This is a genomic window from Candidatus Enterococcus wittei (genome assembly GCF_002140175.1).
GTDB classification, from domain to species: Bacteria; Bacillota; Bacilli; order Lactobacillales; family Enterococcaceae; genus Enterococcus_B; species Enterococcus_B wittei.
In genome coordinates this window covers 114,393-139,376 of the sequence record NZ_NGMO01000001.1, presented here as the reverse complement: position 1 = coordinate 139,376, position 24,984 = coordinate 114,393, and the positions used below count along the sequence as shown (strand labels likewise).

Sequence of the window (24,984 nt, the reverse complement as noted above, 5' to 3'; positions counted from 1 at the left end):
ACCTTAAAAACAGTACACACTGTTTTTAAGGTCTTTTAATATCTCTAATACTTTAAACATTGACATTAGCTAAATAGGACAGTTCTAATTGATATAATTGATTTGTTCTTGTTCTACCAATGGATAGGTAATCAATTCGTTGCTATTTAAATCTTCATTATGCATATTTACTGCGCTAATTTGATTATTATTATAAGTCGTATAATAATAAATTCCTTGATCCATGTTACAGCAAGAGGAATAAATAGTGTATTCAAACTGGCCGTTACCGACATCACATAAACCTTTTTGTTGTTCTACTGATTTTAAAATATGGAAAAATTGGTTAACACTTTCTTCTTCTGAATCACCCGATACAGAATTCAATTTTGTAAATGTTGCTTTGACAAAACGTGAAACGGAGGATAGGTCACCAGGCAAGCCTAAACCACCCATCCCACGACTATAAACAGATAAATCAAGTTTATCTGAAAAATGATTGTCAGAAACTTTAGAAGACAGGTAGCGATAATTGTTTAAATTAAACATTTGATAATCAAATGTTGGATTATTGGTTAATACACCAATTGGATTATCATATATTTTCAATCCTTCAGCAACAGACTCAATAACAATAGCGGATGTTTGGTCAGCTAACATCCAATGTAATGGAGAAAGTGGAAGTTCTTTACTAAAGTTGATATCGACTAAATTGATTTCTGATAATAATTTTTTTGCTTCCTGAACATTTTCACACTGGCTAAGTAGCCAAGGAATAAATTCAAAGGGTGTGATATTCGTTTTGTTGGGATCTTCCTCAAAAAAATGAGCATTTCCAGGGAAATTCAAACCAGCCATACTTAGACCTTTTTCATTCATGGCATCAAAGTATAAAGGATAGTTATCAACTATTGTTGCCATCCCAATGATTGCATAATGTGTAGGCTGGTCAGAGACCTTTCGATAGCTAAAGGGAAAGTTTCTTGGGGTGATGGTGATCCGCTCGTTGTAGGAAACATCTAAGTCCAAGTTACGTCCAAAATAATGATCTTTTGTTGTATAAGTGATCGATGTACACATCTTGATTTAGCCTCCTTCATTTATCTAGGACTATTTTAGAACAATTGAGTTTTTTTTGCGAGCCAAAAGGCAAGGAACAATTTAGCAAACATCATTAGAGTTTGTTGAATACTTTTTACTCTTTTTTGTTGATCTATCGAAAAGAAAAGTGAGGGCTCATCCAATAATCAGTTCCTCAGTAGTAAAGAAAATAATTGGAGTAATATTCAAAGCAAACAAAAATAATTGATACAAAAAACAAGTCAGATCCAACAAAAATAATGAACTATTTTTGTTGGATCTGACTTGTGAAACAGGTTTGTAGAGAACAACATACAAACGTATTATTTGTCTTGCTCAAAATGAACGAGCATTTTTTTAGTTAATTGGAGCAATAAAGTTAACTCTTCTGGTTCTAAAGGCAAAAAGTCTTTGATCTTTGTTGGGATATCTTTGGCTTTTTCTTGTAATGCATCCCCTGTAGGAGTAAGTGTTAAGATCAAGATCCGTTCATCTAATGGCTCTCTATTACGCTCAAGATAGTTTTTATCTGCTAATTTCTTCAAAACAGGCGTTAGTGTTCCTGAGTCTAAACATAAAAGGTGTCCTAACTCTTTGACATTTGTTCGCTTCTTCTCCCACAATACTAACATGACAAGGTATTGGGTATAGGTCAAATTCAATGGTTTAAGTAATGGACCATAGTACCGAATAATTTCTTTAGAGGTGGCATACAAGGGAAAGCACAATTGATTTTCTAACAATAACTCTTCCAAATTTACCACCTCCATTTTTATTTTCCTGTCAGTATATTGCGAAAATCTAGTTTTCTACTGCTTTTAAAGTGACTTCAATGTTACCAGCTGTTGCTTTTGAATATGGACATACTTTATGAGCAGCTTCTAACAATTCTTGTGTTTCATCCAAAGAAAGACCTTCAACATGACCTTCGATTTCTACCCCTAGAGTGAAACTTGCTTCACCATCTGAATATAAAGAAACTTGTGCGCTAATAGTTGATGCACCATCGATATTTTTTTGTCCTTTGATCAATTCTAACGCACTATTGAAGCACGCACTGTAACCGGCAGCAAACAGTTGTTCAGGATTTGTCGCATTTTCTACACGTTTACCAGGTGCTGCAATGTTCAATTTAAAAGAATTATCTGGGCTGTGAACTTCACCAGAACGTCCACCGGTATTGATCATTTTTGTTGAATACATTTTTTTCATTAAAAACCACTCCTTCATATTATGTTTTGAACAATTAAATTGTATGCAATATAATTGAGATTTGCAAATAACTTGTTTGAGGAAAAAATAAAGAAGAATAAATAAAAAATAAACCACCAGAATCAATGATAACTGGTGGCTAGTTGATTATTTCTATTTATAGATTGCTAGAGATAAGGATATATAAAGTTTCAAGAAACGATTTTGATATGCTTAGAAAAACAGTTGATTGAATTTATAATTTGCTCCTAGGTAGAAGAAAAGACTATGTCAAAAATATTGAGACAAATCCCATTGGAATGCTTCTTTTTAGTGAGGACAGGTGATTGAAAGAGGCAAGATTTTAGTATCCTTCACTTAATATTAAAAATCTAGCTTGTCTAAAAAATTTGATATTGGTGTTTCAAAAAAGTCATTCGATCGGATGGTACGTAAAACCCTTTCCCAGCACTTCTGCCACATTATTGACGATAACGAAAGCTTGTGGATCGATTTCTTCAATCAGCGGTTTGACTTTAGCAAATTCTTGATCAGTTACGACGATCAATAAGACTTCTTTGGATTGCTGATGGGTGCCGCCTCTAGCTTGTAGAATAGTCACATTGCGACTGATTTCCTCACTCATGCGTACCTGTATCTCCGCTATTTTGTGCTCACTCAATATCATGATGGATTTTTTGCGGTTCGTTCCTGTCTCAATATAAGACATCACAATCGAAGTGATGACGATTGAGAAGATAGCATATAAAAACTCATCAAAACCGAAGACGAATAGTGTCAAAGAGACAACGACAGCATCTGTCATCAATAAGCCGATAGAGGGACTCAATTGAAAGTATTTTTTGAAAATTAGCGGAGGAATGGTTGTTCCACCACTGGAAGAGTTGTTTTTGTATAAAATCGCTACTCCAAAAGCAAAAATGGCGCTACCGAATATTACGGATAAAAGACGATCTGCAGTAACCATATATTCAGGGACGATGGCGACAACCAAGGGGAATACGATACTTCCGAAAAGGACCTTGGAAAAAGTTTTTTTCCCTAAGAAAACTAAAGCTAATATCAGTAGGATCACATTGAGAACGAAGATCACTGTTGCTCTATCAATTCCTAAAGCAAATTCTAATAAGATGCCAAGTCCACTTACACCCCCAGCTGCAACATGGTGAGGCCCTAAAAACATATTGATACTCATTGCCATAATGGCTAAGGCAAATACGATTTTTATGTAGATCCAGATTATTTTTTGCCAATGTTTCATTTTTTCACCACCTAAAAGTTTTTTAGCATAGAAATTATTCGCAGAATGGCTCATGAAAACCAATTAAGTTCATTTTTGAAATATTAGAGGTGCTTGGTAGAACCAAGCTTTTTCTGTTTTTTCGAATGAAATGTCATTAACTGGGAATAAAGCTGAATGAAAAAAGAGTGAAAATGGACATAAAGATTGTAGGGAATTATCAAAGAAAATAACGAGTTTCTTTAAGAAAAGATATCTTTCTAAGTGATACTTCCAATAAAAAATCTAGAATTAGAGGAACATAGTATAGTTATTGATATATTTATATCAGAACTTTATTTTAGCTAACAAAACTATTTGATTAGCAATGTACAATGGCCCGTGGCAATAATTGTTTGATCATCTAATAAAATCGTGGCTTCCCAAAAATGAAGCGTTTGACCGACTTTATTTGGTTTTGCAATAACTCTTAAAGTACCAGAGGAGGCTTTATTTAAATGACTCACTTGCAAATCGACTCCAACAGCATAGTGAGGGTCTTTTAAATAACTGTTAGCGCCTATGCTACAAGCAGTTTCAATTAATACTCCATTGATACCACCATGAAGGTAGCCGTAAGGTTGATGATGGATCTCAGTTATTTTTAATGTTAATTCGACTTGATCTTGCGTAGCTTTTAATATCTTTATTCCTAAATGTTGTAATAAGTCCATTTGGTTTTCCTTTCTTTTATCTTATTAGTTTAGTATAACAGAAATTCTAAAATTATTTTAAAATTACAAACGTTTTCTTTAGTTCTTGTGTATAATGTAACTATTCAGCTTTATAGGAGGAAAAAAGAGATGAGAGAATGGCAGAAAATTAAAGAGTATGAGGAAATAATTTTTGAACAATCGGGTAAAATTGCAAAAATCACGATCAATCGACCAGAAGTACACAATGCTTTCACACCCAAAACAGTATTTGAATTGATTGAAGCCTTTTCAATCAGTCGTGATCGGCAAGATATTGGAGTAATTATTTTTACAGGTGCAGGAGACCAAGCGTTTTGTTCAGGAGGCGATCAAAAAGTACGAGGCAACGGGGGATATGTAGGAGAAGATCAAATTCCACGGTTAAATGTTCTTGATCTACAACGACTGATTCGAGTGATTCCTAAACCAGTAATTGCGATGGTCAAAGGTTGGTCAATTGGTGGCGGTAATGTCTTACAACTTGTGTGCGATATCACAATAGCGGCAGAAAATGCCAAATTTGGACAAACTGGACCGAATGTAGGAAGCTTCGACGGTGGCTATGGTTCAGGCTATTTGGCACGGGTAATCGGACATAAAAAAGCCAAAGAAGTGTGGTTCATGACGAAGCAGTATACTGCAGAAGAAGCACTAGCGATGAATTGGATCAATACAGTCGTGCCACTAGAAGAAGTGGAAAAGGTAACGATAGAGTGGGCGGAAGAGATGTTGAAGAAAAGTCCACTTGCTTTAAGAATGATCAAAGCAGCTATGAATGCGGATACGGATGGTTTAGCTGGAATTCAACAATTAGCGGGGGATGCGACACTGCTGTATTATACAATGGATGAAGCACAAGAAGGTCGTGACGCATTTAAAGAGAAAAGAGAACCAAATTTTGATCAATTTCCCAAATTCCCATAAATCTCAACCGAATAGCTGGCTTTTGCAACAAGAAAAGCTTCGTCCAAATGAGCCAGCTTTTTATTGGTTGGAAGAATGTTTCACTTTTCGTGAACTAGCTCATATTGTCCAAAGCTATGCAGCTTATTATTTACAGCAGCTTCCTAAAAATACGAAACGAGTAGCAATCTATAGTGAGAATTCGAAAGATTGTTATTTGACGATCCTTGCGTTATGGGAATTAGGAATAGAAGTCCAATTGATTAATACGCGTCTTGCCAAAGTAGAGGTCCAAAACCAACTTCAAGATGCCCAAACTTCTATAGTAGTATCTACTCAGGAAACCCCAGAGTTTGAAGACCTTGTGACGATTGATTTTCCAGATCCACAACAACTTCAAAGGATCGAACCATGTCAATGGCTGGATTTAGGCTATGATGAATCAATGATTGCTTCGATCATGTATACCTCAGGAACGACTGGAAAACCAAAAGGGGTTCCTCAAACTTATGTGAATCACCACGCAAGTAGTTTAGCTACAGCGAAAAGTCTAAAGATCCTACCAAATGAAAGTTGGGTCTGCTGTGTGCCTCTTTATCATATCAGTGGATTAGCCATAATAGTGCGGTCTTTAGTATTAGGTATTTCCGTACGATTATATTCTAAATTTTCACCTGAAGAAATTTCTGATCTTCTTTTATCAAGACAAGGAACTTATATTTCTCTGGTGACAAAAATGCTTAAAAAACTGATCCCATTCATTCCAAAAGAAGGTTATCCCTCTTCATTAAAAATGATTCTATTAGGTGGGGGACCATGTGAAGAAATACTGATTGAGAATTGCCGACAAAAGCAGGTTCCTTTGATGTTCTCTTATGGAATGACAGAAACATGCTCACAAATCACTGCATTATCGCCAAGTAAAATAGAAACAAAAAAAGGGTCTTCTGGTCAAGCACTCATGGGTGTATCTTTGAAAATAAACAAAGAGGATTCGACGGATCAATCAGGAGAAATATTAGTCAAAGGTCCATCAATTATTCGTGGCTATTTAAATCAAGTAGCCAGTGATGCATGGACAGAGGACGGATGGTTTCGAACAGGAGATTGGGGCTACTTAGATCATGAAAATGATCTCTATATCGTTAGTCGGATGAGTGAAAGGATTATATCAGGTGGTGAAACAATCTATCCTGGAGAAATCGAAGCTGCTTTTTTAAGTTCAGAAAAAGTAGAAGAAGCAGTAGTAGTAGGTAGAGTAGATGAAGAATGGGGACAAACACCGATTTTATTTTTGAAATTGAAACAAATGATTACCCAAGAAGAAATGATGGGAATTTTAAAAACAATTGCTCGCTACAAACATCCTACTGAAATCTATCAAGTATCCGAGATCCCGAAAACGGCTACTGGAAAACCGCTCAAACGAGTGCTTATGACGGAAGAGAGAGTGAAGTATATTGAACATCAAATTAAATAGCTTGATTCAAGAGGAATCCCTCTCTGGAAAAGAGTATTTTAGTTACAGCCGTCCATTGAATGTAGAGTCTTTAAAAAATCTTTTTACTCGGAGTGGTTCCTTTAAAGGAAATCGCTTCTTTTGGCAAACACCGGACAAAGAATTTAGCTTATTAGGGTTAGGGGAAAATCTATTGGATGATATGGGGATTATTACTCCCTCTAAGATTCATAGATTCCAACAAGAATTTTTTAAAAGATTTTTAACAATCGGGAAATTGTCGGTAAACCCTGTATTATTTGGAGGTTTTCCATTCAATCCAACAAGTAAAAAAGAGCCTTTTTGGGGAGCACTAGAAAATGGCTATTTTATTTTACCTAGTATATTAATCAAACAAGATTATTCAGGGACAAATGTAGTTTTTACTGTACACAACAAAGGGAAGTCTTCTAAAAGTTTATTAAAAGATTTTGAAGACTTGGAACAAAGACTGGATTCTTTGATCAAAGCACCTATTCCCACTTTTCCAAAAAATCAAATAAAGTCGATGGAAGAGTTAGCAATCAACGAATTTAAGCAGAGCATCGAAGAAAGTAAGGAAGCAATCCAGTCGAATCAAATCCCTATGAAAAAAGTCGTCTTAGCTAGAAGAATGGCTCTATATGGGGATTTTTTATCTAACGAACGCATTCTACTAAATCTGTCCAAGCAACAACCCCATACTTACCTCTTTTTTCTTGAAACCAATCAACGAGTCTTTATTGGAGCAACACCAGAACGTTTAATTAAAGCAACGGACTCTTTATTCATGACGACGAGTATCGCAGGCTCCAGTCCTCGAGGTGAAACTAAAGAAGATGATGAGAGATACGGGGAAGAACTTTTAAAAGACTTAAAAAACGGGGTGGAACATGCCTTAGTTGCTCAACGTTTAGAAGAACAGTTGAACACTATCGTAGAAGGCAGATTATCTATTTCGGAACGTAAATTACTGAAAAATCGTGACATCCAGCATCTTTGTATGACTTTTGAAGGTAGGAGAAAAGAAGGGGTCTCTTTACTTGATGCGGTCACTTTGATTCATCCTTCTCCTGCATTAGGAGGAGAACCAAAAGAAATTGCCATGAGATGGCTTGCAGAAAAAGAAGAGGTTGGAAGAGGATTATATGGTGCGCCGATTGGTTGGTATGACTTAACGAATGGGGTCGGCGAATTTGCTGTAGCGATTCGTTCGGGTGTATTTAGTGAGATACAGGGGATTTTATACGCTGGCTGTGGTATTGTGGCTAATTCAGATGCTGATAAAGAACAGATAGAAACGAGTTTGAAATTTCAGCCAATGCTAAGGGGAGTGGAAAAATGACCGAGCAAAAAAAAATGACAACTTATTTATTAGCCTTTATCAAAGGGCTCAAAGATAGTGGAATGAAAAAAATAGTTATCAGCCCTGGATCACGTTCCACACCACTCGCTCTTTTGATTCATCGAGATCCTGAAGTAAAAACCTATGTGAATGTCGATGAACGTTCAGCTGCATTTTTTGCTTTAGGATTGGCCAAAAGCACGCTAGAGCCTGTCGGTATACTTTGTACTTCAGGGACTGCAGCAGCTAATTTTTATCCAGCAATCTGTGAAGCAAAGGAAGCGAATATACCTTTAGTTATCTTAACAGCTGATCGTCCGCCAGAAGCGAGAGGGGTTGGTGCCCCGCAAACGATGGATCAGCAAAAACTTTATAGTAATCATGTGAAAAATTACACGGAAATGGCATTGCCTGAAGATAGTAAAGAGTTTTTGCGATATAGTTACTGGCATGGAGCAAATAGTGCAGCTACGTCAGTTGCGACACCAGCTGGCCCTGTTCATGTGAATCTGCCTTTTCGTGAACCATTGATTCCTGATTTATCTTTAGCTGTCGAGTTTTCTTTTTACGCAAGACACTTCTCTTCCAAAAAAATAGTAGAAGAAGTGCCAGAACTCCCAGAATGGATGTCTAAAAAAGGATTGATCATTATAGGAAGAGCGTTATCTAGTGATCAAGCAAGGAAACTTATCGACCTTGCCGAATACCTAAAATGGCCGATTATTGGTGATCCACTGTCTAACCTTGCTACTTGTAAAAAGACAAGTAGGAACTATATTCCTCATGCTGATTTGATCTTCTCTCAAAAATTACCGGAAAGTCCTGAAGTTATCTGGCAGTTTGGTAATCTGCCAGTTGCTAAAAATGTGATGATCTATATAAAGAAATACTTAAACACTAATATAGAGTACGTAGTCATTGATGAACGAGAAGAATGGCAAGATTTCCTTCATCTTGGAACTAGTTTTTTGCCGATGGATATTCAGGTGTTTTGTGAACTTGTTCAAACGCAAGGGGAGGCCCATGGCTTTTCAGCAAAAAATACACTATGGTTATCGCATTGGCAAAAAGCGCATCAATTAGCCCAGGCTATCATTAAGGAAGAACTGACGAAAAAAGGTTTCAGTGAGAGTCAAGCAAGCTCTCAATTACTTCAATTGATGCATCCTAACGAAGTTTTATTTCTATCAAATAGTAACGCCATTCGTTTAGTCGATCGTTTAGCGTACCCAGTCAAAAAGGAAATTGACGTCATGGGAAATCGGGGAGTAAACGGGATTGATGGGATTCTTTCCACAGCGGCAGGTATTTCTGCAACTAAACGAGAACGGACTTTTGTGTTAATTGGTGATCTGGCATTGTTCCATGATATGAATGCTCTTCAACAAATCAAAATGCTTGAATTACCGATTACGTTGATAGTCCTTAACAATAATGGAGGCGGTATTTTTTCTTTTCTCCCACAAAAGGAACTAGAAAAAGAAGATTTTGAACCCTTATTTGCTACACCGATCCATTTAGATTTAGAAAAAGTTGCTTCACTTTATGACGGCTTGTATTTTCAGCCGAAAACAGTTCAAGAATGGGAAAAAGCAATTCATCAAAGTCGAAAACAAACCAATTGGTCTTTGATTGAAATCAAAGGGAAACAAAACGACCCTGTAGAATTATGGCAGAATATAATAAACCAGTATGGTGAAGAACATGTGTGAACACGAAATAATCAATGGGGTGAGATATGCGTATCGTTGGTTAAGAAAGGTTGATCTTGAATTTCCCACTGTTATTTGTTTGCATGGGTTTACTGGAACCTCGAAGACTTTTACTTTTACTGGTCATGACTTGAATTATCTGGCGATTGATTTGATTGGTCATGGGGATTCCAGTATCTATGTCCATCCTTATCGCTATCAAATGTCTGCCTTAGTAAGAGACTTAGCGCAACTAGTTTCTGAATTGGATATTTCTTCTTTTTATTTATTAGGCTATTCAATGGGAGGACGTGTCGCTCTTTCATGGATGCTCGAATATCCCAGAGGAATCAAAGGAGTGATTATCGAGAGTGGTACAGCGGGAATCAGTGACACTAAGCAAAGGCATCAACGACAAAAAGCAGATGACAAGTTAGCAAAACGACTATTGACGAAACCATTCACAGAGTTTATTGATTATTGGGAGGACCTACCTTTATTTCACTCTCAAAAAAAACTGTCATTACAAAAGAAAGAAGCTATACGAATGGAGCGACTAAGCCAACATCCGTTTGGATTAGCCATGAGCTTGATGTACATGGGAACTGGTGCGCAAAAAAACTATTGGCCACTTCTATCGGAATGCGCCATTCCTTTATTGTATATTGCCGGTGAGTGGGATCGTAAATTTAATGTAATTGGCTTAGATCTAGTGAAACAAAATCCTGAATTTTCTTTTCAGCTAATCAGAAATTGCGGGCATTGTTGCCATATAGAACAACCAAGGGGATTTGAAAAACTGGTAACGAATTGGATCAAAGAGAAAGAGAGTGAACCACCCTATGAAAATTGTTAAGATTAAACAATTTCAAATGAAACTACCGTTGGTGTCGGCCTTTAAAACGAGTTATGGAGAACGAACAGAAAAGCTTTTTGATCTTTTTTTGTTAGAGGACGAAAAGGGTTATCAGGGAGTAGGGGAATTGGTTTCCTTCGAACAAGCAGATTACATCGAAGAGACACTTCGAATGAGTCGCCAAATCCTCATAGATGAATTGATTCCTTGTTTGTTTCGCATGGAATTTTCACATCCTCAAGAAATTTGGCAGGCGTTTCAGCCAATCCAAGGTAATTTTATGGCAAAATCAGCATTGGAAACGGCGGTCTGGGACTTGTATGCTCGTAGGGAGAAAATTAGTCTACAGAATCTTTTCTCTGCAACGAAAGAATCTGTTTCTGTTGGAGTAAGTATGGGGATACAACCCGATGCAACAAGTTTGTTGCAAACAGCCCAATCCTATGTTGATCAAGGCTATGAGCGAATCAAGTTAAAGATTGCTCCAGGCAACGATCTTGGACCATTAAGAGAGTTGCGTGCTCACTTTCCTGATCTACAATTGATGGCAGATGCTAATTCTGCCTATACGTTAGCGGATTGGCAAGTCTTTAAAGAAATGGATCAGTTAAAGCTATCAATGATCGAACAACCGTTTCATCCTCGGGATTATGTGGATCATGGAGAGTTACAAAAAAGATTGAAGACGCCTATTTGCCTAGATGAGAATATCCGCTCCTTAGAAGATGTAAAGACAGCACATGCATTGAAAAGCTGTCAAGCCATCAATCTTAAGATTCCTCGTGTTGGTGGAATTACTGAAGCAAGACGGATTATGGATTTCTGTCAGCAAAACCAGCTACTTGTCTGGTTGGGTGGAATGTTTGAATCAGGCGTGGGTAGAGCGTTGAATCTACACCTTGCTAGCCAATCTCTCTTTACGTTTCCTGGAGATTTGTCCGCTTATGATCGGTATTTCTATGATGATGTCGTAGATCCCAAAGCAGTACTTGAAAATGGTAAATTGAAAGTGCCAAAAAAACATTATGGGATTGGGGTTACTTTAGAGGAAGAGAAGATAAAAAAATATTGTTACAAAGAGTTGATCTACAAACCAAAAGAAAAATGAACAAGCATAACGTAATAAAGAGCGTCGAACAAAAGGAAATAAAACTTTTGTTCGATGCTCTTAATACGTATAAATGGCGGAAGTAGAAGCAGATTCTTAGAGAATAAGCTGAAATACACAACAATGTGAAAAGCGATTTTCATGCATTCCTTCTTACTTCTCGGAGTTAACCCCTCCTGTTACAGCTTCTTGTTTTTGATATAAATCCTGTTACCGATAACATAGATGAAAGCGTTGTCTTTTGTTTTTTTATCTTTTATAGTGAATGAGTCATCTTGAAAAAAACAAAGGGGGACTGACATGAATACAGCAGCAATTTATCATCGGCCAGAAAGTGAATTTGCTTTTTTATACAATGAGAGGGATTTTAGAATCCGCTTACGTACAAGCAAAGATGATGTGAAAAAAGTTTATGTGATCAGTGGAGATCCATATACGATTTCCTCCAAACGATGGTATTTGGAAGAACTACCAATGAAAAAAGGTTTAAGTACCTCGCTCCATGATTATTGGGAAATTGAACTTACCAGTGAAACACGTCGATTACAGTATGGTTTTCATATCGTTGGAATTGATGGAATGGATTGTTTTTATGGGGATCAAGGGATTTTTCCTTACCAAGTAGAAACGTTAGCCGAAGCAAACTATTATTTTCGTATGCCATATTTCCAACAAATCGATCGGTTTATTGTTCCTGAATGGGCAAAAAAAACGATTTGGTATCAGATTTTTCCAGAACGTTTTGCGAATGGTGATGTCTCCAATGATCCGAAAGAAACGTTACCGTGGGGAAGCAAAGATCCGGATAGAGAAGATTTTTTTGGCGGAGATTTGCAAGGAGTTATTAATCACTTGGACTATTTAGTTGATCTAGGAATAACCGGAATTTATTTTTGTCCAATCTTTACAGCAACATCCAATCACAAATATGATACGGTCGATTATTACTCGGTCGATCCACAATTTGGAGATAAAAAATTGTTGAAAGAATTGATTGAAAAGGCTCATGCTAAGGGAATTCGGATCATGTTAGATGCTGTATTCAACCATATGGGCAGCCATTCACCCCAGTGGCAAGATGTGATGCAGTATGGAGAAGAATCAAAATATAAAGATTGGTTCCATATTCATTCTTTTCCAGTGGATACTTATCACCTGACCGATATTCCAGAAACAGCAGAGAACTTAGCATATGATACCTTTGCTTTTACGCCTTTTATGCCTAAATTGAATACAGCAAATCAAGAAGTACAGGAATATTTGCTTTCAATTGCTGCCTACTGGGTGGAGGAATTTGATATTGATGGGTGGCGTTTAGATGTTGCCAATGAGGTCGATCATCATTTCTGGAAAAAATTCAGGGAAACTGTTACATCGATCAAACCGGATATTTATATTCTTGGTGAAATTTGGCATTCTTCTCAGGCTTGGCTACAAGGAGATGAATTTCATGCAGTCATGAATTACGCCTTTACAGATTCGATCAAAGACTATTTTGTTCATTCGAAAATCACTCCTACGCAAATGGTTAGTGGCATGAACCATCAGCAAATGCTTTATCGTGACCAAGTAAATGAAGGAACTTTTAATCTGCTTGATTCACATGATACAGCTAGAATATTAAGCTTATGCCATGGAGATAAAGAATTGATGAAGTCTGTTTTAACCTTTATGTTTTTACAAAAAGGTGCTCCTTGTATCTATTACGGGACAGAAATCGGCTTAACTGGACAAGATGACCCTGACTGTCGCAAATGTATGATCTGGGATGAATCGCTTCAAGATCTTGAACTAAAAGGATTCATCAAAGAATTGATTTGTTTACGTAAACAGCTATATCCATTTTTGTGTCAAGGAAATACCTCTTGGAAATTAGTCGATGATCAAAAAGAAAGGATCCATTTTACTCGAGAATTGGATGGAGAAAATGTACATGCTTACTTCAATCAAGGTGAAGAAGGATTTCTAGTGGAACTGAAAAACGAAGTCCTGTTTAGTCAAAATAGTGTGATCTTACAAGATGGAAAAGCTGAGATCCAAACGAACGGCTTTTTGATCCTTTGTTAAAGTTGTTATCGGTAACATGACGAAAGCGTTTGCAATCGTAGGTTTTTACACCCTATAATCAATGTGTAACAGGAAGACATCAGAATCGGAGGAACAGAAAATGAAGAAACAGTTAATCAAAAAATTGGGTCTAGGTTTTTTATCTTTAGGAATCGTAGGGGGGCTTGCGGCATGCGGAAATGGGAGTTCTTCTTCGGCAGCCGATGAAGAAAGTGAAAAAACATTAACCGTATCAGTCGATTCAGGGTATAAAGATTATATCAATGAAATCAAAGCAAAATTTGAAGAAGACAACGATGTAAAAATAAAAATGGTCGAAAAAGATATGTTCGAACAATTGGAATCGCTTGCGTTGGATGGGCCGGCAGGAAAAGGGCCAGATGTGATGATGTCTGCTTATGATCGAATCGGTGCCTTAGGTCAACAAGGTCATTTAGCTGAAGTAAAATTAGGAAATGAAGCAGATTATGACGAAACAGATAAAGCACAAGTGACCTACGAAGGCAAAACATATGGAGCGCCTGCTGTAATTGAAACGTTGGTTCTTTATTACAATAAAGATTTAGTAGATACGGCTCCTACTACTTTTAAAGACTTAGAAGCTCTTGCAAAAGATGAACGCTTCAACTTCGAATCTGAAGCCGGCAAGAATACAGGTTTCTTGGCAAAATGGACGGATTTCTATTATTCATATGGGCTACTAGCAGGTTATGGCGGGTATGTCTTTGGTGAAGATGGTACAGACCCTTCTGAGATCGGTTTGGACAATGCAGGTTCTGTTGAAGGAATCTCTTATGCCACAGATTGGTTCCAAAATGTTTGGCCAAAAGGTATGCAAGATATTAAGAGTGCAGGTGATTTTGTCAGCCAACAATTCATGTCAGATAAAGCAGCAGCAATTATTGATGGCCCTTGGCAAGCTCAAACTTACAAAGATAATTCTATGAATTATGGTGTAGCTAAGATTCCAACGTTAGACAATGGAAAAGATTATCAACCATTTGGTGGAGGAAAAGGCTGGGTAGTCAGCAATTACTCAAAAAATAAAGAAGTTGCACAAAAATGGTTAGATTATGTAACCGATACAGAAAACCAAGAAAAATTCTATGATATGGTCAATGAGATTCCTGCTAATCAAGCAGCTAGAGAAACTGCTAAAGCGAAAAATGATGAACTTACAACAGCGGTTATTGAACAATATGAAACTGCCCAAGCAATGCCTAATATCCCAGAAATGGCAGAAGTATGGACAGGCGCAGAAAACTTAATGTTCGATGCAGCATCAGGAGCTAAATCACCTAAAGAATCAGCAGATGATGCAGTGAAAACGATTAAAGAAGCCATCGAACAAAAATATTAAGCAACCAAATTCTAAATCATAAATGAAATTGTGCCTACAGGCTCAGCTCTGAGGAATAAGCCGAGTGATCCGAAAATAGCTTCCTTTATTTTCGATAGTCTTCGGCTTATTTCCGAAAAGAGCAATTTATAAAACCATGTTTATTCATTTTTTAGTATAAAGAGGATTATCCGTGCCATTCGGTTACCTACGAGGAGATCGATCGCACAGAGCAACACAAGAGGAGGACATCAACATGCAAGAGAAGGATACATCCGTCAATATAAAAAAAGTTACTTTACGTTCCCTGATTCCAGGATTAGGACAATTTTCAAATGGGCAAGCATTTAAAGGAATTGTTTTTTTGGCCATTTTTATAGGGTTTGTTATTCAAATGGCTTTAGGTGGCTTCCAATCGTTAGTAGGATTGGTCACACTTGGTAGTGTACCGATGGAAGATCATTCTTTGTTTATGCTGATTCAAGGAACACTTCAATTGATTGTTACCCTTTTATTTTGCCTTTTTTACGGTCTCAATTTATTAGATGCAAAACGTGTCGCAACGATGCGAAAAGAAGGGAAAAAAATCAATCGCACAATGAAGGAAGTCATACATAATATCGGAGATGAAGGGTTTCCTTATCTACTGACACTTCCAGCATACCTTTTGATGATCTTTACGATTATCTTCCCAGTTTTAGTTACTTTATTTACGGCTTTCACCAACTATGATTTTAAACACATCCCACCAGCAAGTTTAATTGATTGGGTAGGAGCTAAAAATTTCTTTAGTATTTTCTTTCTTAGTTCTTATCGAAATACGTTTTTATCTGTATTTACTTGGACGGTGATTTGGACCCTTTGTGCCACAACTCTACAGATCACATTAGGTGTATTCACAGCAGTCATAGCCCATCAGAAATTTATTAAATTCAAACGTATTTTTGGCATTATTTTTCTTCTTCCTTGGGCAGTTCCTGCATTTATTACAATCATGAGTTTCTCTAATATTTTCAATGACAGTGTAGGAGCTATCAATACACAAGTCATCCCGTTTTTGAATCATTTACCCCTGATCGATATTGGCGCTATTTCATGGAAGACCGATCCAAATTGGACAAAGGTGGCAATTATCTTGATCCAGGGTTGGCTAGGTTTTCCTTATATTTATGTCATGGTCACAGGAATCTTGCAATCTATTTCGGAAGACCTATATGAAGCAGCTAAAATCGATGGGGCAAATGCTTGGCAACGTTTTTCAAGTATTACGCTACCCGCCATCTTTCTGGTGGCAGCGCCAACGTTCATCACACAATATACTGGTAACTTCAATAACTTCTCAATGATCTATCTCTTTAATAATGGTGGACCTGGTAGTGTTGGCGGAGGGGCAGGATCGACTGATATCTTGATTTCATGGATCTATAAGCTGACTACAGGGACTTCTCCTCAGTACTCGATGGCATCAGCGATTACCTTGATCATCTCCATTATTGTGATTTCGGTTTCTTTATTCGTATTCAAAAAAACCAATGCTTTTAAAATGGAGGACTAAGCATGAAAAAATTCAGTACAAGCGCAAAATTTCAAAGAAAACTATCTCATTTTTTTACGTATGTCTTTTTGATCTTATTATCGGTTATTATCATCTATCCATTATTGATAACAGCAAGTACGGCCTTTAAGTCTGGAAATATTGCGGCGTTTAGCTTGGATTTTTCAAGTGAGTGGACATTGGCTAATTTCTCTCGCCTTTTCAATGAAACACTTTATGGTACATGGTATAAAAACACATTGATCATCTCTGTTATGACTATGATCATACAAGTAACCGTCGTGACTTTAGCTGGCTATACGTATAGTCGTTATCGTTTTATCGGAAGAAAATCAAGTTTGATGTTCTTTCTAGTGATCCAGATGGTACCGACAATGGCAGCTTTGACGGCATTTTATGTGATGGCTTATCTGTTAGGCGCATTAGACCGTTACTGGTTTTTGACAATGATCTACATTGGTGGCGGAATCCCAATGAATACGTGGTTGATGAAAGGTTATTTCGATACCGTGCCCATTGATCTTGATGAATCAGCAAAATTAGATGGCGCAGGCCACTTCAGGATTTTCTTGCAGATCATCTTACCTTTGGTCAAACCAATGATTGCAGTTCAAGCTTTGTGGGCATTTATGGGACCATTCGGCGATTTTATGTTGGCAAAATTCTTACTAAGAACACCAGAAAATCAAACAGTTGCTGTAGGATTACAAACCTTTATAGCAGATGTGACCAACCAGCGTGTTTCTTTATTTGCTGCTGGAGCAATCTTGATTGCTGTGCCGATTTGTTTACTGTTCTTCTTTTTACAAAAAAACTTTGTGACTGGCCTGACTTCTGGCGGTACAAAAGGATAGGAGTTGTATCGTATGCAAAAATTTCCATTGAATTATTTCGCAAATCTTCGAAGTCCACAACGTCTATTTTTAAGCAGAAGACAACTTTCTTGGCCTAAATTTATTTTGGTGTATCTTTTTTTGGTTTCTTTGCTGGTGATGCCGATTACACTCTTTTACACCAAACAAGTAACAGCAATTCCTATGGAACAATTTCTGACTGTCGATGAGTTGATTCAAGAAGCAGATGTCAACCGCCTGCAAGGATTAAAGATAGTAAACAGACAAATGGAGGCAGAAAAAGGGGTAGTAAGCGTAAGTGATGATGTGATCATTGGTGTGGATCTGACAAAAGAACAGCAACAAACTCGGAACGCTTCAATCAATTTTGAAAATAAACAATGGACGATCCAGCAAAGTGAAAATGGAAAAGTTCGGAGTTATCAAATGAATTACCCACCAATGTTTGATTTGTCTACTGTCGCTACTCCCCAATCCTTTCAACAATTTTTAGAAACAGCTTTTTATATGAGCAATCAACCAATGATCATTTTGTCCTATAGTTTAAGTTTGGGCATTCTTTTATTCCTTATGACCGGGTTGCTGTTGTTTGGTGGAGCCTTCTTTTTATGGATGACAAGGAAAAGTAATTTTTCTTCCATCGTTACCTTTAAGGAAAGTGCTAATTTGATGTTGAATGTGTTAGGTGTAGGATCTATAGCTGCTGCCTTGATTAGTTTGATCCATTTCGATTTTATTTTAATGATGGGTGTCCAGTCTACGACTACTGTTCTCATGCTATTATGGATATTTGCCAAAACGAAATTTAAAGATCCAGATACGATCCAAGTGTCCCTTTTTAAATAATGAATGAAAGAGGCTGGGACGGAAATGTTAAGCTCCGAGAAATAATCCGGAATTCACGAAAATTGTTTTTCAAATTTTTGTGAATTCCGGATTATTTTCGAAGGAGTTGCTTCTGTTCCCGCCGTTTATATGTGTTTAGAGTATGAGACAAAATTGTTCTTTATTTTGTTCCATGCTTTCTTTTTCATTGAGAAACAGACTAACTCATTTTATATTTTTTCATATGTACTTAATGGAAATTAGCTTTTCACTTGAAATATCGAAAAAGCCATATTTTAGAAATAAATAAATAATAGGAACCATTATTTTTAGAATCATGAGTACAATGTGAATGGAATAAGGTGTTGGAAAATACAGCAATCTAGTTCCTATTCCAGATATTTATTAATACAAAGGAGGCAAGAATAATGGATGAATGAAAGACAAGAAAATTCATGGAGTCAAATGTTGACCCGAAGGAACTGGATTTGATTTGGGGGAGAAGCAAAGTATCTAACTTGCTATTTGTTTCAACTGAGCTTGTTCATTAAACGTGTAAGAATATGGATGTAAAGGATTCTATCTATCAATAATCGTATTTTAAGGAGTGATTTGATTTGAAAATCGGTGTAATCAAAGATCCAAAACAAGGTGAGGCACGTGTCGGTGCAACACCTGAGAACGTAAAAATCTTAGTAGAAGCAGGAAATGAAGTGCTGATTGATAAAGATGCAGGGATAGGTTCAGGATTTACCAATGAGCAGTACATAGAAGCTGGCGGGAAAATCGTTGAGACAGATACCGCTTGGACAGCTGATTTAATAATAAAAGTAAAAGAGCCTATGCCAAGTGAATATCATTATTTCAAACATGGACAAATCATTTGGGGATTTCTACATTTAGCTGCCAATCAGGCGTGTGTGGAAAAAATGATGGAAGTTGGTGTAAGTGCTTTATCTGGCGAAAATATTTCAATCAATGGTACTCTAGAGTTATTAAAACCAATGAGTGCGATTGCTGGACGGCGTGCTGTGAATTTAGGCCAGTACTATTTAGAAAAACAACACGGAGGAGAAGGGGTGTTGCTTCCGGGAATCGAAGGAGTAGAAGCGGGTGTTGTGGTCATCTTAGGTGGCGGAAATGCCGGGATGAATGCCGCAGATATAGCAGTAGGGATTGGTTGTCATGTCATTATTCTAGAAGTAAACGATGGACGGATTCAGCAATTACAAAAGCGCTATCAAAATCAACCAGTGGAGATCTGTTTATCAAATCAGGAAAATCTTGAAGAAAAAATCAAAGAAGCAGATGTTTTTATTTCGACGATCTTAATACCTGGAGCAAAACCACCTAAATTAGTAAAAGAATCAATGGTGCAATCAATGAAAGCTGGTTCTGTGATCGTGGATATCGCAATCGATCAAGGTGGCACAGTGGAAACGATTGATCATCCTACCACCCATGCAGATCCAATATTTATCAAACATGAGGTCATCCATTATGCTGTTCCTAACATGCCAGGAGCAACTCCTCGAACGGCTACGATTGCTTTAGCTAAAGGGAATTGTTCTTTTCTAAAAGAAATTAGCGTGAAAGGCTTTGAGAATGCATTACGAACGAATGAACATTTAGCGACAGGGTTGAGTGTTTACAAGGGAAAGGTCGTTTCTAAGCCTTTAGCAGAGTCTTTGAATGTTACTTATCATGAAATAGGAGATGTGTTGTAATGGTTGATACGAAGAAAAAGTTACCAATTGCTATCGAAGATATCTATGAAGCAAAAAATGTCATAAAACCGTATGCTCGTGTCACCCCATTGATCCAATCCATGTTTTTAACTGCCAAAACGCAGGGGCAAGTATTTTTGAAATTGGAAAATATGCAGTTAGCAGGTTCATTCAAATTTCGAGGAGCATTTAATAAAATCGCTCACTTGACTCAAGCTGAAAAAGACAAAGGAGTGATAGCTGCTTCTGCTGGAAATCATGCCCAAGGAGTAGCGTTGACCGCTAAATTATTAGGAATAAAAAGTACGATCATCATGCCAGAAACTGCACCAGAAGCTAAAGTAAAAGCTACTGAAGGGTATGGTTCAAAAGTGATTCTTCATGGGACTGTATTTGAAGAAGCAAAGGCCTACTGTGAGAAAATCGTAGAAGAAACAGGAGTGACGTATATCCACCCTTACGATGATGAATTCATCATAGCCGGACAAGGAACGATTGGTCTGGAGATCCTTGATGCGATTTGGGATGTAGATACGGTGATTGTGCCTGTCGGTGGAGGAGGAATGATTGCTGGGATTGCTGTGGCAATGAAAACATTCAACCCCAATATAGCCATTATCGGGGTCCAGGCAGAGAATATCCATGGGATGACTAGTTCATTTTATGAAGGCAAGAAAGTAGGATACAACAAAGCTCCAACGATCGCTGATGGTTGTGCAATAGAATTTCCGGGGGATTTGACCTATCAAGTAGCTGAACAATTAGTTGACGGGATGGTGACCGTTTCAGAAGAGGAAATTGAATTGGCAATGAAAGATTTAATCCAACGGACAAAAATCGTGGTGGAAGGCTCTGGCGCATTGCCAACGGCTGCAATTCTTTCAGGAAAAGTGGATCAGTATGTGAACAAAAAAAAGGTTGTGACGGTCGTTTCTGGCGGAAATGTTGACCTAAAGCGTATTACTGATGTGATTGGTCATTTTTCAGTAGCAAATGAATTGCATTAGTAAATAAAAGAGAAATAATTTATTTGATTTATAAAAAGTGATGTTAAACCTTCATCGTTTATACAGAAAAAGAAAATGGAAGGCAATCTTTTGAAAGCGCATACTTCTAAATCTGTTAAAATAAAAAATATCAAAACTAAACTAAATAAATGCTTTATAAATAAGGAACGGAAGGTGAAAACATGAGTTCAAGAGTGTTAAAACAATTTCTTGAAACAAATTTAGAAGATATCAAAGAAAGAGGATTATTTAATACCATTGATGTGGTAGAAGGTAGTAATGGAGCTGTGATTACAGTGAATGATCACACATTGATCAATTTAGCTTCTAATAATTATTTAGGATTTGCTACTTCTCCTGAATTGATCAATGCGAGTGTGGAAGCAACTAAACATTACGGGGCAGGTGCTGGGGCAGTTCGAAACATCAACGGAACATTAGATATTCACCAAAAATTGGAAGAAAAAATCGCTGAATTCAAGGGGACGGAAGCGGCCATTGCTTTTCAATCCGGTTTCAACTGCAATATGGGAGCTATATCAGCTGTGATGAAAAAAGGGGATGCCATTTTATCTGATGAATTAAATCATGCTTCGATTATTGATGGTTGTCGTTTATCTGGAGCAACCATCATTCGAGTCAATCACCAAGATATGGAAGATTTAGAGTTGAAAGCGAAAGCAACCGTTGAAAGTGGTGAATACAATAAAGTAATGTACATCACTGATGGTGTTTTTTCCATGGATGGAGATGTTGCTAAGCTTCCTGAAATTGTAGAGATATGTGAAAAATATGATGTGATCACTTATGTGGATGATGCCCATGGAACAGGAGTGATGGGCAATGGACATGGAACGGTGAAACATTTTGACATGCAAGATCACATTGATTTTCAAATGGGTACACTTTCTAAAGGGATTGGTGCTGTTGGTGGCTATATTGCTGGCACAAAACAATTGATCACCTGGCTGAAATCACAAGCACGACCGTTTCTATTTTCAACATCATTAACACCTGGTGCTGCTGGTGCTTGTATTGAAGCCATCGATCTGATCAATACACATCCTGAATATGTAGAGAAGCTTTGGAAAAATGCAAATTACTTCAAATCTGAATTAAAACGTATTGGTTACGATATTGGACATTCAGAAACACCCATCACACCAGTCATTGTTGGTGATGAAAAATTGGCTCAAACATTTTCTAGAAAACTAATCGAAAATGGTGTTTACGCCAAACCTATCGTCTACCCTACTGTCCCACTGGGAACTGGGCGTATTCGTAATATGCCAATTGCTAGTCATACGAAAGAGATGATTGATGTGGCAATTAAAGTCTACGAAAAAGTTGGTAAAGAGTTAGAGATCATATAAACCAAAAATTCATATTGATAGAGAAAGGAAAAGAAAACCCATGAAAAAAGTACTAATCACAGGTGCATTGGGGCAAATTGGTTCAGAACTAACCGAAAGACTACGTAAAGAGTTAGGTATTGAAAATGTGATTTCCACAGACATTCGAGAAATTGAAAGCAGTCTAGTAGTTGAAAATGGTCAGTTTGAAAAACTGGATGTAACAAATTATGATGATTTCTTAGATGTTGCCAAACGTTATGAAGTTGATACGATTATTCATCTAGCTGCTCTTCTTTCTGCAACAGCAGAAAAACGTCCAGCGTTTGCTTGGAACTTAAATATGACTGGCTTGATGAATGCATTAGAAGTGGCACGTGAAATTGGACCGAATACAAAATTCTTCGCACCTTCTTCCATTGCCGCTTATGGACCAGATTGTGAACCAGATCGAACACCACAAGATACAGTAATGCACCCCACAACGATGTATGGAGTGACAAAAGTAGCAGGGGAACTATTAGAGAACTATTACCACCTAAAATATGGTGTAGATACGCGTTCTGTTCGTTTTCCTGGATTGATTTCTTACAAAGTAGCACCAGGGGGCGGGACCACAGATTATGCGGTGGATATTTATTATGAAGCTTTGAAAAATAAGTCTTACACTTCGTTCATTGATCAAGCAACTTATATGGATATGATGTATATGGATGATGCAATTGAAGGAATCGTAAAATTGCTGAATGCAGACCCTAGCCAGCTAAACCATCGAAATTCTTTCAATATTACAGCCATGTCAGTCGATCCGGAAAGAATTGCGACATCTATCCGTCGCCATATTCCTGACTTTCAATTGAGCTATCAAGTAGATCCAGTACGTCAGGGGATTGCTGACTCATGGCCCAATTCGATTGATGACAGCGATGCTCGTAAAGAATGGGGATTCAGCCCAAGATATGATTTAGATAAAATGACCGATGAAATGTTGAGAAAGTTATCGGAAAAATTTCAAGCAGAAGGTGTAGAAATGAAAGCATCCTTAAATAAATTGTCTGTATGAATTCGCAAGTAGGATCAGCAGAGTCAAAAGGAGAGGGATAATGGAAACAAATCAGCAAAAAAGCGACATTTTACAACAAAATCAACTAAAAAGAACAATGACATTTTTCCCAGCATTGTCAACCGTGATGGGGACTGTCATTGGTGCTGGTGTATTCTTTAAAGCTGCCAGTGTAGCTGCAGTGACAGGGTCCACTAGTTTGCACATGTTTTCTTGGTTTTTAGGAGGATTAATTAGTGTCTGTGCTGGGCTAACTGGGGCGGAACTAGCAGCAGCTATCCCAGAAACTGGCGGGATGTTACGATATATTGAGCGAGCTTATGGGAAATTTTGGAGTTTCTTACTTGGATGGGCGCAAGTCATTATCTACTTTCCAGCAAATGTGGCAGCTTTAGCTATTATTTTTGCCACTCAGTTCAAAAATTTATTTGCTTTAAGTGATGGAACGATTATTCCCATTGCGATTGTTGCAGCAGCATCGATTATGTGGATCAATTTATTAGGTTCTAAAGCTGGTGGAATGTTCCAATCTATTACTTTAGTATGTAAATTAGTCCCTTTAGCATTGATCGTTTTGTTTGGGTTGATGCGTCAAGGAAATGTATCCGTTAGTTTATTTCCAGTCCAAGTAGGAGAAGCCGTTAGTGGTAACTTTGCTGCAGCACTAGGGGCAGGGTTACTAGCAACTATGTTTGCTTATGATGGATGGATCCATATTGGAAATATCGCTGGTGAATTGAAAAAACCTGCACGTGATTTGCCTCGTGCGATAGCTGGTGGGATTTTAGGGATTATGGTGGTGTATTTGTTCGTTCAATTTGCTTTCCTTCGTACATTAGACATGTCTTCATTAGCTGGAAATCAAAATGCGGCAATGGACGTTGCCAGAAATATTTTCGGCGGTATGGGTGGGAAATTAGTTACGATTGGTATTTTGATCTCTGTGTATGGAACGATTAATGGGTATACCATGACGGGGATGCGTCTGCCTTATACAATGGGATTGGAAAAACAACTACCTTTCTTTACTCAATTGGTCAAACTGAACAAAAATAAAATTCCTTATATTGCAGGTATTTTAGAATTAGTGATCGCTATCGGCATGATGATGGTTGGCGGATTTGATATGTTGACAGATATGTTGGTATTTGTCATCTGGATCTTCTATACTTTAGTATTTATTGCAGTCATCAAATTGAGAAAAACAGAACCAGATTTAGTTCGACCATATAAAGTGCCATTGTATCCAGTCATCCCTATCATCGCTATTATCGGTGGTGTGTTCATTATAGTGATGACATTGATCAACCAATTCCAATTAGCAATGACTGGTATTTTGATTACAGCACTTGGTATCCCTTTTTATATTTATTTGAAGAAAAAGTATACATAGTAAAAAACGCTATTTACTAGAAGTGAAGAAGATGAGATCTCAGTTGCACGATGGCAGTGAAAAATAGCTTTCTTTCTTCGATGTTGATTATTACTAAACTACAGTTTATGAGGTTGGAGCCTGATTTTCTCCAACCTCTTTTTTTGTTTTGATGGCCCAGTGGGTATACTTGTAAGT

21 protein-coding genes are annotated in these 24,984 nt (G+C 37.4%); 16 read left to right on the top strand and 5 right to left on the bottom strand.

Going from position 1 to position 24,984, the window contains the following annotated elements; genetic code table 11:
* Positions 1-84 precede the first annotated feature (84 nt).
* From bsh to A5844_RS00425, 5 genes are all read right to left on the bottom strand, one after another.
* Positions 85-1,059 carry a choloylglycine hydrolase gene (gene bsh / locus A5844_RS00445; protein ID WP_086283109.1) on the bottom strand — a complete coding sequence of 325 codons (975 nt, stop codon included), beginning with the start codon at positions 1,057-1,059 and terminating at the stop codon, positions 85-87.
* 323 nt (positions 1,060-1,382) lie between these two features.
* Complete coding sequence (locus tag A5844_RS00440; RefSeq protein WP_086284054.1) at positions 1,383-1,814, bottom strand: MarR family winged helix-turn-helix transcriptional regulator; 432 nt, start codon at positions 1,812-1,814, stop codon at positions 1,383-1,385.
* Between the two features lie 46 nt (positions 1,815-1,860).
* A complete protein-coding gene (locus A5844_RS00435; RefSeq protein WP_086283108.1) occupies positions 1,861-2,271 on the bottom strand; it encodes an organic hydroperoxide resistance protein in 411 nt (136 codons plus the stop codon).
* Positions 2,272-2,683: 412 nt separating this feature from the next.
* Positions 2,684-3,532: a YitT family protein gene (locus tag A5844_RS00430; protein WP_086283107.1), complete on the bottom strand. Its 849-nt coding sequence runs from the start codon at positions 3,530-3,532 to the stop codon at positions 2,684-2,686.
* Between the two features lie 332 nt (positions 3,533-3,864).
* Positions 3,865-4,224, bottom strand: a complete 360-nt coding sequence (locus tag A5844_RS00425; protein ID WP_086283106.1) for a PaaI family thioesterase — start codon at positions 4,222-4,224, stop codon at positions 3,865-3,867.
* Between the two features lie 129 nt (positions 4,225-4,353).
* Here A5844_RS00425 and menB point away from each other — a divergent pair, with 129 nt between their 5' ends.
* From menB to A5844_RS00340, 16 genes are all read left to right on the top strand, one after another.
* Entirely contained in the window at positions 4,354-5,169 is an 816-nt protein-coding gene (menB, locus tag A5844_RS00420) for a 1,4-dihydroxy-2-naphthoyl-CoA synthase (protein WP_086283105.1), read from the top strand.
* Positions 5,144-6,628 carry an o-succinylbenzoate--CoA ligase gene (gene menE / locus A5844_RS00415; RefSeq protein ID WP_086283104.1) on the top strand — a complete coding sequence of 495 codons (1,485 nt, stop codon included), beginning with the start codon at positions 5,144-5,146 and terminating at the stop codon, positions 6,626-6,628. Before menB ends, menE begins: the two co-directional genes overlap by 26 nt.
* A complete protein-coding gene (locus A5844_RS00410) occupies positions 6,609-7,970 on the top strand; it encodes an isochorismate synthase (RefSeq protein ID WP_256924505.1) in 1,362 nt (453 codons plus the stop codon). Before menE ends, A5844_RS00410 begins: the two co-directional genes overlap by 20 nt.
* Entirely contained in the window at positions 7,967-9,682 is a 1,716-nt protein-coding gene (gene menD, locus A5844_RS00405; RefSeq protein WP_086283103.1) for a 2-succinyl-5-enolpyruvyl-6-hydroxy-3-cyclohexene-1-carboxylic-acid synthase, read from the top strand. Before A5844_RS00410 ends, menD begins: the two co-directional genes overlap by 4 nt.
* On the top strand, positions 9,675-10,517 hold the full coding sequence (gene menH / locus A5844_RS00400; RefSeq protein WP_086283102.1) for a 2-succinyl-6-hydroxy-2,4-cyclohexadiene-1-carboxylate synthase: 843 nt from the start codon (positions 9,675-9,677) through the stop codon (positions 10,515-10,517). Before menD ends, menH begins: the two co-directional genes overlap by 8 nt.
* Positions 10,504-11,625 carry an o-succinylbenzoate synthase gene (menC, locus tag A5844_RS00395; protein ID WP_086283101.1) on the top strand — a complete coding sequence of 374 codons (1,122 nt, stop codon included), beginning with the start codon at positions 10,504-10,506 and terminating at the stop codon, positions 11,623-11,625. The genes menH and menC overlap by 14 nt, the downstream gene beginning before the upstream one ends.
* Before the next feature lie 300 nt (positions 11,626-11,925).
* The gene (locus A5844_RS00385) at positions 11,926-13,692 is read left to right on the top strand and encodes a glycoside hydrolase family 13 protein (RefSeq protein WP_086283100.1); all 1,767 of its coding nucleotides are present in this window, start codon (positions 11,926-11,928) and stop codon (positions 13,690-13,692) included.
* A gap of 100 nt (positions 13,693-13,792) precedes the next feature.
* Entirely contained in the window at positions 13,793-15,052 is a 1,260-nt protein-coding gene (locus A5844_RS00380; protein ID WP_086283099.1) for an extracellular solute-binding protein, read from the top strand.
* 235 nt (positions 15,053-15,287) lie between these two features.
* Positions 15,288-16,586: a carbohydrate ABC transporter permease gene (locus tag A5844_RS00375; RefSeq protein ID WP_086283098.1), complete on the top strand. Its 1,299-nt coding sequence runs from the start codon at positions 15,288-15,290 to the stop codon at positions 16,584-16,586.
* A 2-nt stretch (positions 16,587-16,588) separates the two neighbouring features.
* Positions 16,589-17,440: a sugar ABC transporter permease gene (locus A5844_RS00370; protein ID WP_086283097.1), complete on the top strand. Its 852-nt coding sequence runs from the start codon at positions 16,589-16,591 to the stop codon at positions 17,438-17,440.
* Between the two features lie 12 nt (positions 17,441-17,452).
* Positions 17,453-18,286, top strand: a complete 834-nt coding sequence (locus A5844_RS00365) for a maltodextrose utilization protein MalA (RefSeq protein WP_086283096.1) — start codon at positions 17,453-17,455, stop codon at positions 18,284-18,286.
* Positions 18,287-18,882: 596 nt separating this feature from the next.
* Entirely contained in the window at positions 18,883-19,992 is a 1,110-nt protein-coding gene (ald, locus tag A5844_RS00360) for an alanine dehydrogenase (RefSeq protein ID WP_086283095.1), read from the top strand.
* Positions 19,992-20,999 carry a bifunctional threonine ammonia-lyase/L-serine ammonia-lyase TdcB gene (gene tdcB / locus A5844_RS00355; protein WP_086283094.1) on the top strand — a complete coding sequence of 336 codons (1,008 nt, stop codon included), beginning with the start codon at positions 19,992-19,994 and terminating at the stop codon, positions 20,997-20,999. The genes ald and tdcB overlap by 1 nt, the downstream gene beginning before the upstream one ends.
* A 182-nt stretch (positions 21,000-21,181) precedes the next feature.
* Positions 21,182-22,372 carry a glycine C-acetyltransferase gene (locus A5844_RS00350; RefSeq protein WP_086283093.1) on the top strand — a complete coding sequence of 397 codons (1,191 nt, stop codon included), beginning with the start codon at positions 21,182-21,184 and terminating at the stop codon, positions 22,370-22,372.
* Positions 22,373-22,412: 40 nt separating this feature from the next.
* Complete coding sequence (locus A5844_RS00345) at positions 22,413-23,414, top strand: NAD-dependent epimerase/dehydratase family protein (RefSeq protein ID WP_086283092.1); 1,002 nt, start codon at positions 22,413-22,415, stop codon at positions 23,412-23,414.
* Between the two features lie 40 nt (positions 23,415-23,454).
* A complete protein-coding gene (locus A5844_RS00340) occupies positions 23,455-24,807 on the top strand; it encodes an APC family permease (protein ID WP_086283091.1) in 1,353 nt (450 codons plus the stop codon).
* The last annotated feature ends 177 nt before the right edge of the window (positions 24,808-24,984 follow it).

Bases quoted from the DNA above. Each gene is read 5' to 3' on its own strand.
- bsh (WP_086283109.1), bottom strand. From the start codon at position 1,059: ATGTGTACATCGATCACTTATACAACAAAAGATCATTATTTTGGACGT.
- A5844_RS00435 (WP_086283108.1), bottom strand. From the start codon at position 2,271: ATGAAAAAAATGTATTCAACAAAAATGATCAATACCGGTGGACGTTCT.
- A5844_RS00430 (WP_086283107.1), bottom strand. From the start codon at position 3,532: ATGAAACATTGGCAAAAAATAATCTGGATCTACATAAAAATCGTATTT.
- A5844_RS00425 (WP_086283106.1), bottom strand. From the start codon at position 4,224: ATGGACTTATTACAACATTTAGGAATAAAGATATTAAAAGCTACGCAA.
- menB (WP_086283105.1), top strand. From the start codon at position 4,354: ATGAGAGAATGGCAGAAAATTAAAGAGTATGAGGAAATAATTTTTGAA.
- menD (WP_086283103.1), top strand. From the start codon at position 7,967: ATGACCGAGCAAAAAAAAATGACAACTTATTTATTAGCCTTTATCAAA.
- menH (WP_086283102.1), top strand. From the start codon at position 9,675: ATGTGTGAACACGAAATAATCAATGGGGTGAGATATGCGTATCGTTGG.
- menC (WP_086283101.1), top strand. From the start codon at position 10,504: ATGAAAATTGTTAAGATTAAACAATTTCAAATGAAACTACCGTTGGTG.
- A5844_RS00385 (WP_086283100.1), top strand. From the start codon at position 11,926: ATGAATACAGCAGCAATTTATCATCGGCCAGAAAGTGAATTTGCTTTT.
- A5844_RS00380 (WP_086283099.1), top strand. From the start codon at position 13,793: ATGAAGAAACAGTTAATCAAAAAATTGGGTCTAGGTTTTTTATCTTTA.
- A5844_RS00375 (WP_086283098.1), top strand. From the start codon at position 15,288: ATGCAAGAGAAGGATACATCCGTCAATATAAAAAAAGTTACTTTACGT.
- A5844_RS00370 (WP_086283097.1), top strand. From the start codon at position 16,589: ATGAAAAAATTCAGTACAAGCGCAAAATTTCAAAGAAAACTATCTCAT.
- A5844_RS00365 (WP_086283096.1), top strand. From the start codon at position 17,453: ATGCAAAAATTTCCATTGAATTATTTCGCAAATCTTCGAAGTCCACAA.
- tdcB (WP_086283094.1), top strand. From the start codon at position 19,992: ATGGTTGATACGAAGAAAAAGTTACCAATTGCTATCGAAGATATCTAT.
- A5844_RS00350 (WP_086283093.1), top strand. From the start codon at position 21,182: ATGAGTTCAAGAGTGTTAAAACAATTTCTTGAAACAAATTTAGAAGAT.
- A5844_RS00345 (WP_086283092.1), top strand. From the start codon at position 22,413: ATGAAAAAAGTACTAATCACAGGTGCATTGGGGCAAATTGGTTCAGAA.
- A5844_RS00340 (WP_086283091.1), top strand. From the start codon at position 23,455: ATGGAAACAAATCAGCAAAAAAGCGACATTTTACAACAAAATCAACTA.